The following is an 18,544-nucleotide window of genomic DNA, read 5'->3' on the forward strand; positions in this document are numbered from 1 at the left end:
TCGCACCCAATGGTTGAGTGTATTGCGAATTGTTAACACTCCTAAATAGTTCTGGAGATGACTATGCTAGGTGGGATTATAGATTATTTTTTTTGCCTAAAACCGTTTAGAGCTTCAATTTATAATACGATTATAACCTTAATTAACACTTGTAGGTCTTTTTTATTAAACCAAATTATAGTTTGGTGTGTTAATTGGTGGGAGAAAACCCATTGTCACAGAAAGTGCTCAATGGAATTTAATTACAACAAAGATTATAAATATGGGAAAAGAGGTTCCGGTAGCAAATAAAATCAAAACCGATTTACACGAAATTTTAGATATACGTCATTTAACTGATAGCACTTTTGTATTAAGGATTGAAAAGAAAGATCTGGACTTTGAGGCTGGTCAGCATGTGTGTGTGGGGCCTCCAAATGGGATCCATACGAGAGAGTATTCCATATATAGTGCTGAACAGGATGATTGTTTAGAGATTTTAGTTAAAGAGGTTGAAAATGGTCTTGTTTCGCCGAGTTTAAAAAAGGTTCAAAAGGGAGGTTATGTAGTCGTGGAAGAGCCTGTTGGCTATTTTACAATCAACAAAGATTTGCCTGCCGATCAAAAGTATGTATTTATTGCCAGTGGCACAGGTATCTCGCCCTTTCATAGTTTCGTAAAGAGCAAGAGCAATCTTAATTATACTTTACTACATGGTGTTAAGAAAGCTGATGAGGCTTATGATTCAGATGTTTATGAAAAAGGTAAATATGTGCTTTGTACATCTCAGGATACTAAAGGCGATTACAATGGCAGGGTAACATCGTATTTGAAAGATAATAAGTTTGGTACCGATGTTCACTATTACTTATGTGGTAATTGCAATATGATTCATGATGTATATGATATATTAGAAGAGCAAGGTGTGAGTACCGATAATATTCATGCAGAGGTGTATTTCTAGTAAGGAATTTCGAAAAGTAGTTAAAGGGAAAGAACTGTAAGATGAGTTATCAAGTATTGAAACTCTCTTCGAGTGCAAAATAAAACATTATACAGTGAAATATCATTTAGTAACATTGGGTTGTCAGATGAATCAATCTGACAGTGAAAGGGTAAAGCGAGTGTTGGAAGGCATGGGTGCCCAATGGACCGATAGTGAAGAAGAGGCGAATATAATCGGTATTTTAGCCTGTTCGGTTAGGCAAAAGGCCATTGATAAGGTGTATACAAAAATTGGTAAGTGGAATAAACGCAAGGCATCGCATAACCTAATTACTTTTATAAGTGGTTGTGTATTACCTGCCGATAAAGAGAAGTTTTTAAAACTCTTTGACATCGTATTTGCCATGCGTGAGTTACCGCAATTTCCACAAATGCTATCACAATATGGTATTACCACTCCAGCAGGATTAGAGCGTGATAATCTTAATCCTAAAGAGGAAATTAGTTTCTTTTGGAAGGTAAAGCCTAAATACAACAGTTCTTTCGAAGCATTTATACCTATACAAAATGGCTGTGATAAATTTTGCTCATTTTGTGCAGTGCCTTATACACGAGGAAGAGAAGTTAGTCGTCCATCAAACGAAATAGTTGATGAGGTAAAGTCTCTGGTGGAAAAGGGCTATAAGTCAATTACGCTTTTGGGTCAAAATGTGAACTCCTATGGTTTGGATAAAAAAGGCAATGAGATAACCTTTAGCGAACTGTTGGATCAAATAGGCCAAATTGGTGAGTCTACTTCAAATCAATTTTGGGTATATTTTACATCGCCTCATCCGCGTGATATGGGCAGAGAAGTGGTTGAAGTGATAGCCAAATATAAATGTTTAGCAAAACAAATACATTTACCTATACAGTCGGGCGACGATAAGGTACTGATAAAAATGAACCGTAAGCATTCGGTGAAAAAGTATCGCGAAACCATTACTGCTATAAAAGAGTTAATTCCTGAGGCTACCTTATTTACCGATATTATTGTTGGCTTTACTGGCGAAACAGATGAGCAATTTGAAAACACACGTAAGGTGATGAAGGAGTTTAAATATAACATGGCCTACATAGCTATGTACTCAAAACGACCTGGTGCCGCCTCGTACAGTTGGCCCGATGATATAGATATAAAAGTTAAAAAAGAACGACTGGCTTTGCTAACCAAAGATTTGGCCGCCGAATCGGGAGCCTATAATTCAAATATGATCGATCGCGTATTTCCGCTGCTGGTTCGCGATACAGATAAAAAACAAGGTTTCTTGAGTGGCCAGACTGAAGGGAAGATTACGGTTCGTTTTGCCTCTGAGGACCATTCTTTAATCGGGCAGATCGTTAATGTTAAAATAACATCGAGCACTAACTTTTCGGTCGAAGGCGAATTAGTTTCTAGTGAGGTTGAAGTTGTTGGGTAATGAAGAAAAAAGTTGGGTTTAAAACACTTGGTTGTCGATTAAATCAATTCGAAACGGATGCTTTAGCATCTAAATTTGTTGGTTTAGGTTACGAGGTGGCCGAAGATAGCCGAAATGCCGATGTGTTTGTGGTTAATACCTGCACGGTGACGAATCAAAGTGACCAAAAATCGCGAAGTGTAGTTAACAAGGCCATTAATCAAGGGCATACTGGTATGATGATTATTACGGGATGTATGGCCAATCATCATAAGGAGCAGTTAGAGAAACGTTACCCGAATGCTTATGTTGTTAATAATGAGCAGAAGAGTGCTATTCCACAATTGGTAGAAGCGCATTTTAATAAAGAAATATTACCTGCCAATGAATCAAAAGGTGGTGTTTTTAGTTATGTGCCTGCAGCTGAAACTTTTCATACCCGTAGCATGATTAAAATCCAGGATGGTTGCGATAATTATTGCACATTCTGTATCATACCCAAAGTGCGAGGACGCGCCGTTAGTCGCTCAGTTGATGATATTTTAGAAAATATCCGACAGGTTGTTGGTTTTGGTTATAAGGAGGTGGTCATAACTGGCGTTAACATTAGTCGCTACTTATCTGATGGAGTAGGTTTCTCTGGCCTGCTGAAACAAATCGTAGATATTGACTTGGATTTCAGGGTGAGAATATCATCCATTGAACCCGATAGCTTTGATGATGATTTTTTTAAGCTCTTAGAGCATCCGAAAATTACACCACATTTGCACCTGTGTTTGCAGAGTGCCTCGGAATCAGTTTTACTCCAAATGCGACGCATGTACACCTACAAACTGTATAAGCGTATCGTTGAAAAACTTCGTAACATCAATCCTTTGTTTAATATTACCACTGATATTATAGTAGGATTCCCTGGCGAGACAGAAAGTGATTTTGCTCAATCTTTATCAGCGCTTGAAGAACTTGGCTTTGGACATGTACACACCTTTAAATATTCAAAACGTGAAGATACCCGTGCTGCTCGCATGACGAAGGTTATTGATGAGCGTGAAAAATCAAAACGTAGCGAATTGATGCGTCAAAAATCCTTACATGCCAAAATAAAATATCGTCAACAATTTATCGGACAATCATTAAGTGTGCTTATCGATACGGTAAAAGATGATTTTTCGAAAGGATATGGCGAATACTATGTGCCAGTAAAGATTAATCAGAAGCTGGAAAAAAATCACTTGCATACTCTTACAATTACAGGTATTGAAACTGGCGGGGACGATCCTTGTCTAATTGCTGAAAGGATAGCACTTTAAATTTAAAAAGAGTACAGGCAAATCATTATAGTACTAGAAATATGCTGAGCTAACGACTTACATATATAGTTCAATGATATTATAACATCATGGTCTTTAAATAATGTGTTATTCGATTAATCCAAACTTAGAACGCGTTAACCAAGCTTAAGATCGTGTTAAATAAGCTTCAGATTGTGTTAACCTACATCCCATCATATCAACCGAAGCCCTTATTAGGTCAGGTAGAGCATAGAAAATGTCAACCGAAGTTCCGAAAATGCCATATAGATGTGCTTATGAGTCAGGCAAAGGGCTTGGTATATTAAATAAGTAAGCAAATGTCCCAAGCAATGGACAGAAAGAGGAAGATAAGTGCAATTTGCCGCTAGTAATATCTAATCTTAATTATGCTCGATTGTACTTCACTAAGACTAATTAAGCATTCACCTCCTAAGCTGAAAGTTTCGTAAACACCAACTTTGAATAATAATTGGTATGAGTTTGTAATTTATTTACTTCTCCAAATCACTTAAAGGTGGACGTCTTTGCTTTTATTTCGTATTATTTCTTGTGTACTGCTGTTCAAAATTGGCTTGTTAATATCGATTAACTATAAAACCCGTATGCTGGTTTCAATTTGTTATGAGCTAAACTTGATATAAATAAACACTTTTTAAGTGCTTGATTGTTAGATGTTGGAACAATGGTACAACAAAGAGACAATAGTACTATCGAAGTGTTAAAAGTTCTATTGATTACAACAATGATTAAATTATTTGTGGTGGCGTGACCATAAATTTGTAATCATGAAATTGACAATGAGCAATAGAGATAAACCATCGAGTATAAAGCATGAAGCACGCAGGTATTTTTTAATACGTAGCGTGCTAATTGTGCTTCTTATACTTATGCTAACCCTTTTGCTACTTCTCACATTTATTTAAATACAAACATGTTAACTAATTCCAAAATTAAACTCTTTATGAAAAGAAGATTTGATTGGTTTCAAAGAGGACTCATGGGAGCTGTTATGTTACTATTATCAGTAAGTATAGCGTTTGCCCAAGATGTTACAATTAGCGGTACTGTAACCGGTGCCGAGGATGGAATGCCAATACCGGGTGTTTCTGTCGTTCAGCAAGGTACAACAAATGGTACAATTACCGATATCGACGGTAATTACTCTATTACTGCTCCATCTGGTGCTGTAATCAGTTTTACTTTCGTAGGTATGAAAGCGCAGGAGTTCACATTAAGTGGACAAACAACAATTAATGTTGCTTTACAACCTGATGCTGTAGATTTAGATGCTGTCGTAGTTACAGCACTTGGTATTAAACGTGAGGAGAAATCCTTAGGTTATGGTGTATCAAAGGTTGATAGTGAAGAAATACAAGCAGCTGCAGGTAGTGATGTATTAAGTTCAATGCAAGGTAAAGTTGCAGGTTTAGACTTGGGTTCATCTCAAGGTGGCTTAGGTTCTTCTAACCGCGTAGTGCTTCGAGGTAACAGTTCTATTTCTGGTAACAACCAACCACTATATGTAGTGGATGGCGTACCAGTAAACAACTCAACCATTGAGGAAACAACAGGTGTATGGGATCGTAAAGATTTCGGTTCAGGTTCAATGGATATCAACCCAGATGACATTGAAAGTGTAACTGTACTTAAAGGGCCAAATGCTGCTGCCTTATACGGTTCACGTGCACAGAATGGTGCTATTATTATTACAACTAAATCAGGATCAAAAGGTCAGGGTTTGGGTGTAGAGATTTCAAGCTCCAACATGTTCGATGTAGTTACTGAGCAGTATTTACCAAAAGTTCAAAATAAATACGGACAAGGAAGTTACATCAACAACGTACCAACCTACACGACAACTGTAACCGACGATAGTTGGGGACCTGAAATGACAGGACAAAGTTTACCGTCGTGGAGTGGATTTGAAGATAATTTAACTTATTCGCCACAACCGAATAATATTAAGGATTTCTTTGAGACAGGTTTTAAATCAACCAACACAATAGCCTTAACTAAAGGTGGCGAAAACGGATCTTCTCGTTTTTCTTATACCAACTTAAATGGTAGCGGTATTGTTCCAGGTAATGAGCAAAACCGTCATAACTTTAATATCAGAACACAGTACGATTTATCTGATTGGTTACGTGTAGATGCAAAAGCTAATTACATTAACCAGGAAATTGAAGGTGGTACTTGGTTAGGTGAGGGTAGTAGTAATGCCATATATGGTTTATTTGCTTTGCCACGTAATACCAATCTGAACGAGTTGAAAAAGTACAATTATAACAACTCGCCTAATGATCCATATATCGGTACTCAAATGAACCCATATTGGACAACTCTTCACGATAACATGATCAATAAAAAAGATCGTTTAATCGGATTTGTAAAGGTAGACTTCGATATCAACGAAAACTTATCAGGTTTTGTAAGAGCTGGTACCGATTATACTGACAATACTGTTGAAGAGCGTTATAACTTAGGTCACAAGCAAAATAAAACTGGTCAGTGGATAATGAACCAGTACAAGCGTCGTGAAACTAACATCGATGCCTTATTAAGCTATCAGAAGCGTTTTGGTGAGTTAGACTTTGGTGTTAACCTAGGTGGTAACATGATGAATAACAAAAGCGCCGTTACGTATAACCGTGGTGATGATGTGATTTCTAATGGTTTCTGGAATATTCAGAATTACTTAAATAAGAATGCAAGTTATAACATCTATGAGAAGCAAGTTAATTCAGTTTATGCAACTCTTAACTTAGGTTACCAAAACTTCTTGTATTTAGATGCTTCTTTCCGTAACGATTGGAGTTCTACTCTTCCTGAGGAAAACCGCTCTTATTTCTACCCAGCTGTTTCAACAAGTTTATTGATCAACGAAATTGTTGAGATGAACAATGTGAACTTACTTAAAGTTCGTTTAGGTTATGCAGAAGTGGGTAACGATTCAGATCCTTATCGTTTAGCAACTACTTTTGGTGTTAACCCATTGTTAGATCACAACGGTATTCCTTTAATGGATGTTGATGGAACACCAGGTGTACCTGATCTTAAGCCAGAGCGTACAGGTTCATTTGAATTTGGTGTTGACTTTAGAGCTTATAACAGCCGTTTATTTGCTGATTTTAACTACTACTCGCAGTCAACTAAAAACCAGTTATTCACAACTAAAGTATCATCTGCTACAGGATATGTTAATAAATACCTTAATGGTGGAGATGTAGTAAATAGTGGTTTTGAATTATCTCTTGGTGGTGTGCCAGTTAGAACAGGTTCTTTCGAATGGGAAACTACTTTAACATTGGCCAAAAACACAACCGAAGTAAAAGAATTAGCTGAAGGATTAGATACTCAGGTATTGGCCGATTTAGGCAACTTAGTTGGAGGTGTTCAAATTGTAGCTAACAAAGGTAAAAATGGATACGGTGTTATCATGGGTGTGCCTGATAAAGTAGATGGAGAATATCAGTTAGGAAATAACGGTTTCTTACCATTGAGTGAGCAGGTAGAACTAGGTAACTTTACGCCAGATGCAACATTTGGTTGGTTGAATACATTCTCATACAAGCGCTTAAATTTCCGTGCTCTTATCGACGGTAAAATTGGTGGAGATGTAATGAATGCTACTAAAGGAGAATTAACCGCTAAGGGTATAACTGAAAATACTTTAGCACACCGCGAAAGTGGTATTGAAGTTTCAGGTGTTGATGCTGATGGTAACCCAACGACAGTTCTTATGAATGCTCAGGATTACTGGGGTGGTTTAGCTGGTTATGGTGCTCCTTGGGTGGTTGATGCAACCAACGTTCGTTTGCGTGAGTTAAGTTTAGGATATAACTTCAAGCTAGATCCTGATTTCTTTATCAAGAACTTAAGTGTCAATTTCAATGCATATAACTTATTCTTCATCTATCGCGATGAGGATGCAAAAGATATTGACCCGAACCAAACATGGGGTACTGGAAACGCACAAGGATATAACTTGTACAACGTTCCTACAACAACTTCTTATGGTTTTACTGTTAATGTTAAGTTTTAATTACAAGTAAATTTAAACAGATGAAAATATTTAATAAATATATTCTTACAGGTTTGATTGCTTTGACAGTTTTCAGTTGTACTGATGATTTTGATCAAATGAATACAAACCCTAACTCTCCTTCAGCGGATAACCCTGCTACAGAAGCAGTATTAGCTAGCTGTATGCGTAAGGCTTTCCATGAGGATAGATACGAATTTTGGAGAGGTGTTGTTTTACATGCTGAGCGTTTCGCAGGTCATGTAGATGGTGGTTATACTGGTGGCTGGTGGGCTCCTGGTGATTCTTATAACTACAACGAAGGATGGACTGCTGCTGCATGGGATTCTTATAATTCATCATCATTTGTGAATGGTTATGGTGGAGCTCTTTTTGCTAATACCAATGTATTACTTGAGTATTATGAGTTAAACCCTGAAGCGCCATACGCTAAAGAGTTTACAGGAATGTGTCATGTTTTAAGATCTTTCCAATTCTTAAAAATTACCGATTTATTTGGTGATACACCTTATTCAGAGCATGGTAATATTGATATTCCAACACCTAAGTTTGATGCTCAGCAAGCTATATATGACGACATAGAAGCGAAATTGAAAATGGCTGTAGAGGAGTATCTTAAGGAGGACGTTACTATTGGTACAATGTCAAGTTATGACTTAGTTTATGGCGGAAAGGTTGCCAACTGGAGAAAGTTCGCTAACTCATTACGCTTGCGTATGGCTTTACGTCGTTCAAATGCCGACGAGGCTGGAGCGAAAGCAATTTTAGCTGATATTGTAAAGTACCCATTGTTAGAGGGTAATGATGATAACGTTAAAGTTGATCGTACTGAGTCTTCTACTGACCTTCACAACCAATACTATGGTTTCTTTAAAACATGGCCAGGTGCAATGCCACATGGTTCATACAGTTGGGATGGTTTTGTTACTGATTGGGGACCTGGTCCAGGTGCATTTATTCCTGCTCGTGAAATTGTTGAGGTAATGAAAGGAAGCCCTCTTTATGCATCTGATGTTAAAGAAGGTGGTTCTTCAAGTGATGATATTAATGCCCTTTCAGGTATTGTTGATCCTCGTATGGATAAATTCTTTATGCGACCTAAAGGTGATGTTGTTGCCGAGCATAAAGGACGTCCTGGACGTGCTGAGTATTTCTTAAAAGAAGGTGTTATTACCAATATTCAAAACGATGAAATGGAAGGTGATGTACACAACTACTCTTGGATGCACCCATCGATTTGGTATGATGGTGGTACTTGGGATCCTGTAAGTCTTGATTATGCAGAAGTTTGTTTAGCATTAGCTGAAGCTGTTAACAGAAACCTGGTGACTTATACCATGTCTGATGTTGATTTATTGCGTGCAGGTTTGGAAGCTAGTTGTGAGCGTTGGGGTGCAGATGCAGGTACTTTTGCCGACGATGTAGTGGCTAAATTTAGCAATGGAGATGCAACAGCGCAGGAAGCAATTATTGCAACAGAGCGTTGGGTATCTGCTTATACAATGCCTCATCAGGCCTACTCAATTCTAAGAAGAACAGGTCATCCTGAGTATGTTTATTTAGATAAAGATGTTACCATTACTGGTACATGGGTAAACCCTGATGGTTCTGAAGAAACTCGTACAATTGAAAAGTATGCTCAAGGAAGTACCAACTTCAAGTTGCCTCAGCGAATGAGAATTCCTGAAAGTGAAATTGCAATTAATAACAATGTGCCTGAAGAAAACAAGGACATGTTAAACAAAGTTTGGTGGGCTAAATAAGTTACCAAGCAAATTAAATAATAGTCTCTAAAACCAACTATTATATATATTAAGTGTGATTAATGATGAAGGGTTCTGCTTAGGCGGAACCCTTTTTTTCCTTTTAAAAAGAGTGGCAATATTGTGAAGCTTTAATTATTTTGCATAATGTGATATTAATCATGGGTACAATTCAAATACCTTTTGCACATTTGCTATTTAGAATTGGAATAGATAGGAAAGTAAAATAAGATAAAAAACTACACAATGACATTAATGAAAGCTCTAGTGAAATCAAAGGCCGAAAAAGGTATTTGGTTGGAAGAGGTAAAGATACCTAAAATTGGACCTAATGATGTGTTAATCAAGGTGTCGAAGTCGGCAATTTGTGGTACCGACTTACATATTTATAAGTGGGACGAGTGGGCTCAGAATACCATTCCTTTAGGTATGACCATCGGACATGAATATGTAGGCCATGTTGCTCAAGTGGGTAGCGAGGTGAAAGAATTTAAAGAGGGTGATCGTGTAACAGGTGAAGGTCACATTGCTTGTGGTCACTGTCGTAATTGTCGTCGAGGTCGTCAGCATATTTGTGAGCGAACTGTAGGGATTGGTGTAAATATCGATGGTTCATTTGCCGAGTACGTTAAGGTGCCAGCAACCAACGTCATGAAAATTAATGCTTCCATTCCTGATGAGGTATTAGCTATTATGGATCCATTTGGTAATGCTACTCATACAGCTTTATCGTTTCCATTAATTGGCGAAGATGTATTAGTAACAGGATCAGGGCTTATTGGAAGTATGGCTGTGGCAGTTGCTAAATTTGCTGGTGCTCGTTATGTTGTGGCTACTGAAACAAATGAATTTAGAGCTGAATTGGCACGCAAAATGGGTGCCACACGTGTGGTTAATCCAATTACTGAAAACCTACGTGAGGTAATGGATGAAATTGGTATGATAGGTTTTGATATTGGTCTTGAGTGTTCAGGTGCACCAGCTGCTTTTAATCAGTTAGTGGAGCACATGTATAACTCTGGTAAAATATCAATGTTAGGAATACTTCCATCAAGTACTCAGGTAGATTGGAACCGTATTATCTTTAAAGGTTTAACCTTAAAAGGTATCTATGGTCGCGAAATGTATGAAACTTGGTATCACATGGAGCAAATGCTAATGTCAGGAATGGATTTATCTCCAATTATTACTCATCGTTACAGCATTAATGATTTTCAAAAAGGATTTGATGTGATGGAAGAGGGGAACTGCGGAAAAGTGCTTTTAAACTGGGACTAATTAATTCTTAGTATATCGATTGATTAAAGGGTAGTCATTAGGCTGCCCTTTTTCTTTTTCCCGACGGTTTGTTTTTATTCTTAAATTTGCAACATGAGTTGATCTCAAAGGGTATTTGTTTGAAGGAGATCAAACGAAACGCTTTTTGTTTACAATAAGTTCCACCAGCCTGCTGTAGGCAAGTCTGGAAAATGAAAATAATTTTAAGCAGATGAATATTAAAAACTTTCCATATTTAAAACTGATATTTATTTTTTCGATGACGTCCCTCTCTGTTATTAGTAGTGGGCAAGATCAAGAATCATGGGCTGAGCGACTAAATAACTTAAATTCGATGCTTGATCCTAATAACAAGCGCTTTGAGCTATTGGCATTGTCAAAGGATTTAATGCAACAGGGTATCCCGAATGAGAAATTAAATGAATTAGAAAAGTATACAGACCAGGTGCAGGTAGTAAAGTCTGACGACGACATGATTACTGTTGTAGCATTTGGCGCACCCACGTATAAAGGCGTTTATCAGTTAGAATGGATTATTCATCATGATAATCAATCATGGGCATTTAGTGAAGAGTATAACTCTACCTTCAGTAGCGGAGCGAAGGATTTAACTTTTACTTTCAACAAAACGGAAGATGATCTATACAGCTTAAAAGTTACTACAGGCAAACAAACCCTCGTTGATGCATGTGATTTAATCAGTAAATGCTTATTTGAGCAACTTCAAACCCTTAGTTCTGATCAGGAAAAGGAAGATTTAAATGCCTTATTGCTAAAGCGATTAAATAATTTGTGGTCAGATGAGGCATATTTTAGCAAGGCATTTACAGGCTTAAAGCGGATGAAAACATTGCATTCGGAAGATGGGAAAGTAAAAATTTGTACCTACAACCTGCAAAAGGAGGGTTTTAATCAGTTCTTCTGTGGGGCTGTGATAACTAAAGATGATGAAGTAAGCGTGCACATGCTTACTGATACTTCTGAAAAAATACGTTCGCCCGAGAGATCTTCCTTAACTAATAAAAAGTGGTACGGAGCCTTGTATGTTGATTTAATACAAACATCGGGAGGGGGTAAAACTTACTACACGCTCATAGGGTATAAAGGCCACGACGAATTTGTAAAAACTCGTGTATTAGATGTTCTTTTAATTCAAAACGGACGTTTGCGCTTTGGAATGCCAATTTTCAAAACCGATAGGGTAAGCCGTAATCGTGTGGTTTTCCAGTACTCATCAAAAGCAACCATGATGCTGCGTTACGATGCGCGCGAGAAACTGATTGTGTACGATAACCTGGCTCCAGCAGATCCAATGTATCGAGGTGTTTATCATTATTACGGACCCGATTTTTCATACAACGCTTTTAAATTTACCAAAGGCGTTTGGGAAAATAGGAAAGATATTGATTTACGAAATCCCAAGAGCGAATAGCGCACTTTTAGTGCCTAGTAATTAATGCCTAATAACAATTAACGCTTAATAAATAATTATAGCATGACTCCTTTTGCCTATCAAGTTGAGCAATTTGCCGATTTACGAATTTTGAGATATGAGATTCCTAATTTCGAAACTTTACCACTCAACAAAAAAGCCTACATCTATTATTTATCGCAGGCTGCATTGTGTGGTCGTGATATAATATGGGATCAGCATAACGAGCATAACCTGTTTTTAAGGGGTTGTCTAGGAATTATTTACAAGGAATTGGATAGAATAAATTCATCGTTCCAAAAATTGGAATTGTACTATAAGCGTGTTTTATTTTCTAATGGCTTACACCATCACTACAGTACCGAAAAGATACCAATTGACCTTACTGCAAAAGAATTGGACGAATGGGTAAGTTGTTTTTCTTCTCAGGAAATAAACAAACTAGGTCTTAAATCATCGGATGAGTTGAAGACTAAACTATCTAGCTTATTAATGGATGTTGAGTATGCAACAAAACGTGTTTGTCAGGATGAGGGCAAAGATTTGGTGCAACATTCAGCCAATAATTTTTATAAAGATTTAGCACAGCACGAGGCAGAAGCTTTTTATTCAAAGCTGAAGGATGAGGATGAACCACATGGCATATCTCATGGCTTAAATAGCCGACTGATAAAAACAGACGCTGGGATACGTGAAGAAGTATGGAAGCTTAACGGAAAATACTCAAAGGCCATTGAGAAAATTATTTATTGGCTAAATAAAGCTGCTGAAGTAGCGGAAAACAAGCAGCAGAAAAAGTGCATCAATTTGTTGTGTGAGTATTATATAACGGGCGACCTTAAGCTTTTTGATGAATATAGCATTGAATGGTTGCAGGAGCAGACTGGAAGTATTGACTTTATAAATGGCTTTATTGAGGTTTATGGCGATCCTCTTGGTTTTAAAGCTACCTGGGAAAGTCTGGTTAACATTACCGATGAAGAGGAAACAGCCAAAGCATCCATTATAAGTGAGCAGGCGCAGTGGTTTGAAGATCATTCTCCTGTTATGCCTCATCATCGCAAAGACAAAGTGAAAGGCGTAACTATGAAAGTGATTAATGCGATAATGTTGGGAGGAGATTGTTATCCTGCTTCGCCATTGGGAATAAACCTGCCAAATGCCGAATGGATACGCGAGGTGCATGGTTCAAAATCAGTTTCTTTGCAGAATATCAGTCATGCCTACGAAATGGCTTCCTTAAGCTCTGGTGTTATTGAAGAGTTCGCCTATTCAATTGACGAAATTAAACTGCATAAACTATACGGCAGTATCGCAGATAATCTGCATACGCATTTGCATGAATGTGTGGGGCATGGCTCAGGGAAATTAGAAGAAGGAGTTGGGTCCGATGCATTAAAAGCTTATGGTTCAGTTATAGAAGAAGCCCGAGCCGATTTGTTTGGTTTGTACTTTATGGCTGACGAGAAAATGATTGAACTGGGATTAGTGCCGCACATGGATGTGGCCAAAGCACAGTACAACTCATATATACGAAATGGCTTAATGGTTCAATTGGCACGCATTGCTGAAGGAGCCAATATTGAACAGACACATATGCGCAATCGACAGTTAATTGCCTCCTGGGTTTTGGAAAATACTAGAGAGAGTAATGCTGTTGTAAAAGTAGAGAAAGAGGGAAAAACATATTTTGTCATCAATGATTATAAGCAGCTACGTTTGTTATTTGGTCAATTACTTAAGGAAGTGCAACGTATTAAATCGCAAGGTGATTACTTAGCGGCCAAGAAGTTGGTAGAAACATATGGGGTGCACGTCAATAAGGAAATACACAGTGAGGTAATCAGGCGATATTCGAAACTCAATGTTGCACCATACTCAGGTTTTCTTAACCCTGAGTTAACGGCCATTTATACTAATCAAGAGCTAATAGATGTAAAGGTAAGCTACGACGAGAGCTTTATGGAGCAGATGCAACGTTACAATGTTGAGTACAACTTTGAAATGGGGAATAGCAGGCCGTAATATGGCCTGCTGTATTTAATTTAGTTATTTAAATAATTCATTTTCCCATTCAATATAAAACTGGCCATCTTCAACTACAAGTTGTTCGTTGGTATCAACAATACGACTTTGTTCGTGTTTGTAGCCATAGGCAGTAAACGAGAATGTTCCACTGATGTTTTTGTTAATGGCGTCAAACGATGTTATGGAAATCTCTCCAACTGGCTCTGTAAGTTTACTTTCTTCATAGAAACAATACGTTGTGTAGAATAAACCTTGTTGGATTCCATTAATTAAGTTGACCGATTCTAGTCCTGCCGATGCCCAGTGATAAGTAATATCAGGCGTACTTCTGTGTAAGCTAATGCTTTTCTGATCGACAGCTTTACGATAAGGGAATTGAAGACTGATAAAAACATCGCCAATGTTGGCTCGTATGGTTAAGCTTGAATCAATTACTTCTTCACTATCGGTCTTTGATAAAATGGCAGTGCCAAACGAGAATTCGGCCCTATCATAATTATAGACTGAGTCTTGATAAAGGCAAAAAGGGACCTGATTAATCTTGGCTTTCACATAGCTTGTTTTAATCTCTGGATCTTCTTCTGGTAAAATAGTGTCTTTTGAGCAGGCAGTAATTAATAAAACAAGTAGACTTAAGGAAATAATGTGTTTCATTGGGTTTGTTGTTAGTGTTAAATATGAATTAGAATAGTTGCTTTTTGTTAACAAATACTGTGCCTTAATAATGACTGCTGTCGAGTATTTGTTGATATACCGACTGGACGTTTAACAATCCAATATAAAACATTACTTTTGCGTCGTTGGTAAGATAGGGAATCAGGTTAATTGCCTGAGCTGTTCCCGCAGCCGTAATCAGTGCCCAGTTGGGAATTTGATCAATACAAACCACTGTTGAATATTCAATGGGAAGGGATGATCAAAAATGAGAGCCGGAAAACCTGTCCGCTAATGTATTATTCATCAATCTTTCGGGAGAAAAAGAAATGACTAAAAACATTCTATTATTCCTTTTGGGAACTACCGTTTTACTAGCCTGTCAATCCAAGTCGAGTAAAGGTGCAGCCGACGGAAACCATATTCAGGCTGATAGTACTTACATTCCAAAATATGCCAAGGGATTTAGTATAAATTATTTCGAAGGTTATAAGCAAATTGTACTTAACGACCCATGGGGCGATTCCACCAAGACAGAAACATTTGCATTGCTTACAGATGAGACCTTAATTAATAATGCGAAAGAGCATAACGATCACGTAATCACTCATACACCAAATAAGTGGATAGCGCTTTCTTCAACAATGGTTAATTATGCGAATGTATTGGACATGAAGCACACCATTAAAGGTGTTGCAGAACCGCAGTACATTGCAGATGACTTTATTCAGGAAGGCATAAAAAATGAAAGTATTAAAAATGTGGGAATGGCGGTAGCACCCGATGTGGAAGTAATGGTTGATTTGGAACCAGACTTTATGATGGTTTCGCCCTTTAAAGATAATCACTTTGCTGCTGTTACATCTGCTGGAATACCTGTTATAACCAATGCTGACTATTTAGAGCAGACTCCTTTGGGACGTGCTGAATGGCTAGTTTTTGTTGGCGAGTTATTGGGCGAGGGTAAAAAAGCTAAGCGAATTTTTAATGCCATTGCAAAAGAATATGCTGAGGTTCAGAACCTGGCTGCTCAAATAACAACTAAACCATCTGTTTTCACTGGGCATATTTATCAAGGCATTTGGTATACGCCAGCGGGTGAAAGTTATATGGCTAATTATTTTAATGATGCTGGTTGCAATTACATATATAAAGACAGTAGAGGCACAGGATCTTTATCTCTCGATTACGAAACAATAATTGATAAAGCTGAACATACAGAGTATTGGGTGTTAATCATTAACTATCCTACCGAAGTGACCTACTCCGAACTTGAGAAAATAGATAATCGCTACACTGATTTTGATGCTTTTAAAAAGAGAAAGGTGGTAGTTACAAATGCCTCCCATTCACTTTATTTTGAAAAGGGCTTGTTGCAACCACACTTGGTGTTGGCTGATTTAGTTCATGCTTTTCATCCTCAATTATTGAAGGATTACAAGCCGAAATATTTTCATCAATTAACTAACGAATAATGGAAGATCATCGTTTAAAATGGGTTCTGGGATTTAGTTTGCTAATTGGGCTCATTGTTGTTTTGTTTTTACTTAATATTGGTTTTGGCTCTGTAGCCATTCCATTCGACGATATTTTAAAAGTTTTGCTTGGTGATGAGGCCTCACGAAAAGCCTATCATTCCATCATATTAAAGTCACGTTTACCTCAAACAATTACGGCCGTATTGGCTGGCGCAGGATTGGCTGTTGGTGGATTGCAAATGCAGACTTTATTTCGTAACCCATTGGCAGGGCCATCTATACTTGGTATTAGCAGTGGTGCTGGTTTAGGTGTTGCTTTAATATTGCTTTTTGCTGGCAATGTGCTTGGTGTAACGGTAAGTGCTTATGGCATGCTCGGCCATCTTACAGTTGTTGGTGCAGCCTTTGTAGGTGCCTTTTTTATACTGATGCTCATCGTGTTTTTTGCTCGTGCTTTGCGGGATAATACTATTCTATTGATCGTTGGTATTATGGTGGGATATGCTGCTTCGGCCATAATTGGGGTAATGAAATTTTATAGCCCCAAGGAAGATGTACATGCCTATGTTATTTGGGGTTTGGGTAGTTTCTCAAATGTTTCTTGGGAGCACTTGTCGATCTTAATTCCCATTGTGGTTGTTGGATTGTTATTCAGTTTACTACTGATTAAGCCACTTAATGTGTTGGTGTTGGGCGAAAATTATGCCGAGAACCTAGGTGTTAACATTAAACGCACTCGACTGGCTATTTTATTTTGTACGGGATTGTTAACAGCTGCAATTACTGCTTTTTGCGGTCCTATTGCTTTCCTGGGATTGGCCGTACCACATCTAACCAAAGGATTGTTTCGCACAAGTGATCAAAAAGTATTGATGCCTGCAGTTATATTGGCTGGTACTGTATTGGCCTTGTTTTGTAATTTTATAGCCCGAATGCCTGGTTTTGAAGGAGCATTGCCTATCAATGTGGTCACAGGCCTTATTGGAGCACCCATCGTTATATCTGTAATTGTTAAACGACGTAAGCTAAATATCAATGGATAATACCATTTTATTACAATCAAGCGATTTAGCTGTTGGGTATAAACAGAGCAATGGCCGCACACAGCTCTTACATCAGGATATAAATGTACAACTCAATCAAGGTGAGTTTGCTTGTTTGTTGGGACCCAATGGCGCTGGTAAATCTACCCTCATTAAAACATTAAGTGGATTTATTCCTAAAATTAGTGGTGATGTTTGTATCAATGGTTTGAATTTACACGATTATAAACGTGGCCAACTTGCCAAGGTTGTCAGTGTTGTTTTAACCGAAAAATTGCAAGTTTCGAACATGACCGTGTTTGATTTAGTGGCTCTGGGAAGAACACCCTATACCGACTTTTTTGGTAATTTAAGTGCTACTGATAAAGGCCTAGTACTACAAGCAATTAATGACGTAGGCTTGCAGGGGTTTGCCAATCGCCAGTTAATCTGTATGAGCGATGGCGAACGTCAGAAAGCTATGATTGCAAAAGCGCTGGTGCAGGATACTCCATTAATAATTCTGGATGAACCAACGGCTTTCCTCGATCTACCCAGTAAAATTGAAATTGTGCAGTTGCTCAAAAAACTGGCTGTTAACAACAATAAAGGCATCCTTTTATCAACACACGATTTGGAACTAGCTCTTCAGTTGGCCGATAAAATTTGGCTCCTTGCTCAAGGGAGACAGCTAGAATGCGGAATACCAGAGGATTTAGTTCTTTCAAACAGTTTTAAAAGCTTCTTTGAAAAGGAGGGAGTTTTATTTGATAATGAAAGTGGCTCATTCAGAGTTCAAAAAGATCAATTGAAAACCATTCAGGTAATAGGAGAGGGAGTTGAGTATCAATGGTTATGCCATGCACTTAATCGCATTGGATTTCAAACAACATTAGTAGAAGGTGATTATCCAAGTATAAAAACTGTAGAAAATGCGAATGAAGCATTTGTGTTAAATGGTGTAGATGGCCATGATAAACAGTTCAAAACGATTGAGGAATTGCTTTGTGAAATAAATATATTCTTAAAGAGCAACTAACAAGCACCTTATTCTACCTTCTAACCTTAGCTTCTGCCAAAATTACCTTACACTGTCATCTCGTTCTGTCGCATTGTCACACATTGACGAATGGCACAGGCTTTGATAACTTTGTGCCGTTAAAACGATTTT

Annotated in this window: 12 protein-coding genes and 1 riboswitch; of the genes, 11 read left to right on the forward strand and 1 reads right to left on the reverse strand. The window is 37.8% G+C overall.

Annotated elements, in window-relative coordinates; translation table 11 throughout:
- Positions 1–262: 262 nt before the first annotated feature.
- The 8 genes from FNN09_RS12515 to FNN09_RS12550 all read left to right on the forward strand — a co-directional run bounded on the left by FNN09_RS12515 (position 263) and on the right by FNN09_RS12550 (position 14,216).
- Positions 263–943: a ferredoxin--NADP reductase gene (locus FNN09_RS12515; protein WP_143302704.1), complete on the forward strand. Its 681-nt coding sequence runs from the start codon at positions 263–265 to the stop codon at positions 941–943.
- A gap of 94 nt (positions 944–1,037) precedes the next feature.
- Positions 1,038–2,384, forward strand: a complete 1,347-nt coding sequence (gene miaB / locus FNN09_RS12520; RefSeq protein ID WP_143302705.1) for a tRNA (N6-isopentenyl adenosine(37)-C2)-methylthiotransferase MiaB — start codon at positions 1,038–1,040, stop codon at positions 2,382–2,384.
- Positions 2,384–3,673 carry a tRNA (N(6)-L-threonylcarbamoyladenosine(37)-C(2))-methylthiotransferase MtaB gene (gene mtaB / locus FNN09_RS12525; RefSeq protein ID WP_143302706.1) on the forward strand — a complete coding sequence of 430 codons (1,290 nt, stop codon included), beginning with the start codon at positions 2,384–2,386 and terminating at the stop codon, positions 3,671–3,673. Before miaB ends, mtaB begins: the two co-directional genes overlap by 1 nt.
- A 964-nt stretch (positions 3,674–4,637) precedes the next feature.
- Positions 4,638–7,718, forward strand: a complete 3,081-nt coding sequence (locus FNN09_RS12530) for a SusC/RagA family TonB-linked outer membrane protein (protein WP_185968981.1) — start codon at positions 4,638–4,640, stop codon at positions 7,716–7,718.
- A 20-nt stretch (positions 7,719–7,738) separates the two neighbouring features.
- Entirely contained in the window at positions 7,739–9,481 is a 1,743-nt protein-coding gene (locus tag FNN09_RS12535; RefSeq protein WP_143302708.1) for a SusD/RagB family nutrient-binding outer membrane lipoprotein, read from the forward strand.
- 255 nt (positions 9,482–9,736) lie between these two features.
- Positions 9,737–10,759, forward strand: coding sequence for an L-threonine 3-dehydrogenase (gene tdh / locus FNN09_RS12540; protein WP_143302755.1), 1,023 nt, complete (start codon positions 9,737–9,739; stop codon positions 10,757–10,759).
- Between the two features lie 211 nt (positions 10,760–10,970).
- Complete coding sequence (locus tag FNN09_RS12545; protein WP_143302709.1) at positions 10,971–12,191, forward strand: hypothetical protein; 1,221 nt, start codon at positions 10,971–10,973, stop codon at positions 12,189–12,191.
- Positions 12,192–12,254: 63 nt separating this feature from the next.
- Positions 12,255–14,216 (forward strand): dihydrofolate reductase, encoded by a 1,962-nt coding sequence (locus FNN09_RS12550; protein ID WP_143302710.1) that lies wholly within the window; start codon positions 12,255–12,257, stop codon positions 14,214–14,216.
- Positions 14,217–14,240: 24 nt separating this feature from the next.
- On the opposite strand, the gene FNN09_RS12555 is transcribed toward FNN09_RS12550, so the two are convergent.
- Positions 14,241–14,873, reverse strand: coding sequence for a DUF6252 family protein (locus FNN09_RS12555; RefSeq protein WP_143302711.1), 633 nt, complete (start codon positions 14,871–14,873; stop codon positions 14,241–14,243).
- 130 nt (positions 14,874–15,003) lie between these two features.
- Positions 15,004–15,180, forward strand: a riboswitch (cobalamin riboswitch).
- 22 nt (positions 15,181–15,202) lie between these two features.
- Here FNN09_RS12555 and FNN09_RS12560 point away from each other — a divergent pair.
- Genes FNN09_RS12560 through FNN09_RS12570 form a run of 3 tightly spaced genes read left to right on the forward strand, consistent with a single transcriptional unit; the run spans position 15,203 to position 18,412 of the window.
- Positions 15,203–16,348: an ABC transporter substrate-binding protein gene (locus FNN09_RS12560; RefSeq protein ID WP_143302712.1), complete on the forward strand. Its 1,146-nt coding sequence runs from the start codon at positions 15,203–15,205 to the stop codon at positions 16,346–16,348.
- Positions 16,348–17,394, forward strand: a complete 1,047-nt coding sequence (locus FNN09_RS12565) for an iron ABC transporter permease (RefSeq protein ID WP_143302713.1) — start codon at positions 16,348–16,350, stop codon at positions 17,392–17,394. Before FNN09_RS12560 ends, FNN09_RS12565 begins: the two co-directional genes overlap by 1 nt.
- Positions 17,387–18,412 carry an ABC transporter ATP-binding protein gene (locus FNN09_RS12570; protein ID WP_143302714.1) on the forward strand — a complete coding sequence of 342 codons (1,026 nt, stop codon included), beginning with the start codon at positions 17,387–17,389 and terminating at the stop codon, positions 18,410–18,412. The genes FNN09_RS12565 and FNN09_RS12570 overlap by 8 nt, the downstream gene beginning before the upstream one ends.
- Positions 18,413–18,544: the final 132 nt, after the last annotated feature.

Origin of the sequence: Carboxylicivirga sp. M1479 (assembly GCF_007097485.1) — a bacterium.
GTDB lineage: Bacteria > Bacteroidota > Bacteroidia > Bacteroidales > Marinilabiliaceae > Carboxylicivirga.

Excerpts from the sequence above, each read along its gene's own strand:
- FNN09_RS12570 (WP_143302714.1), top strand. The coding sequence starts at position 17,387 with ATGGATAATACCATTTTATTACAATCAAGCGATTTAGCTGTTGGGTAT.
- FNN09_RS12515 (WP_143302704.1), top strand. The coding sequence starts at position 263 with ATGGGAAAAGAGGTTCCGGTAGCAAATAAAATCAAAACCGATTTACAC.
- FNN09_RS12545 (WP_143302709.1), top strand. The coding sequence starts at position 10,971 with ATGAATATTAAAAACTTTCCATATTTAAAACTGATATTTATTTTTTCG.
- mtaB (WP_143302706.1), top strand. The coding sequence starts at position 2,384 with ATGAAGAAAAAAGTTGGGTTTAAAACACTTGGTTGTCGATTAAATCAA.
- FNN09_RS12555 (WP_143302711.1), bottom strand. The coding sequence starts at position 14,873 with ATGAAACACATTATTTCCTTAAGTCTACTTGTTTTATTAATTACTGCC.
- FNN09_RS12530 (WP_185968981.1), top strand. The coding sequence starts at position 4,638 with ATGAAAAGAAGATTTGATTGGTTTCAAAGAGGACTCATGGGAGCTGTT.
- FNN09_RS12565 (WP_143302713.1), top strand. The coding sequence starts at position 16,348 with ATGGAAGATCATCGTTTAAAATGGGTTCTGGGATTTAGTTTGCTAATT.
- FNN09_RS12550 (WP_143302710.1), top strand. The coding sequence starts at position 12,255 with ATGACTCCTTTTGCCTATCAAGTTGAGCAATTTGCCGATTTACGAATT.
- FNN09_RS12560 (WP_143302712.1), top strand. The coding sequence starts at position 15,203 with ATGACTAAAAACATTCTATTATTCCTTTTGGGAACTACCGTTTTACTA.
- tdh (WP_143302755.1), top strand. The coding sequence starts at position 9,737 with ATGAAAGCTCTAGTGAAATCAAAGGCCGAAAAAGGTATTTGGTTGGAA.
- FNN09_RS12535 (WP_143302708.1), top strand. The coding sequence starts at position 7,739 with ATGAAAATATTTAATAAATATATTCTTACAGGTTTGATTGCTTTGACA.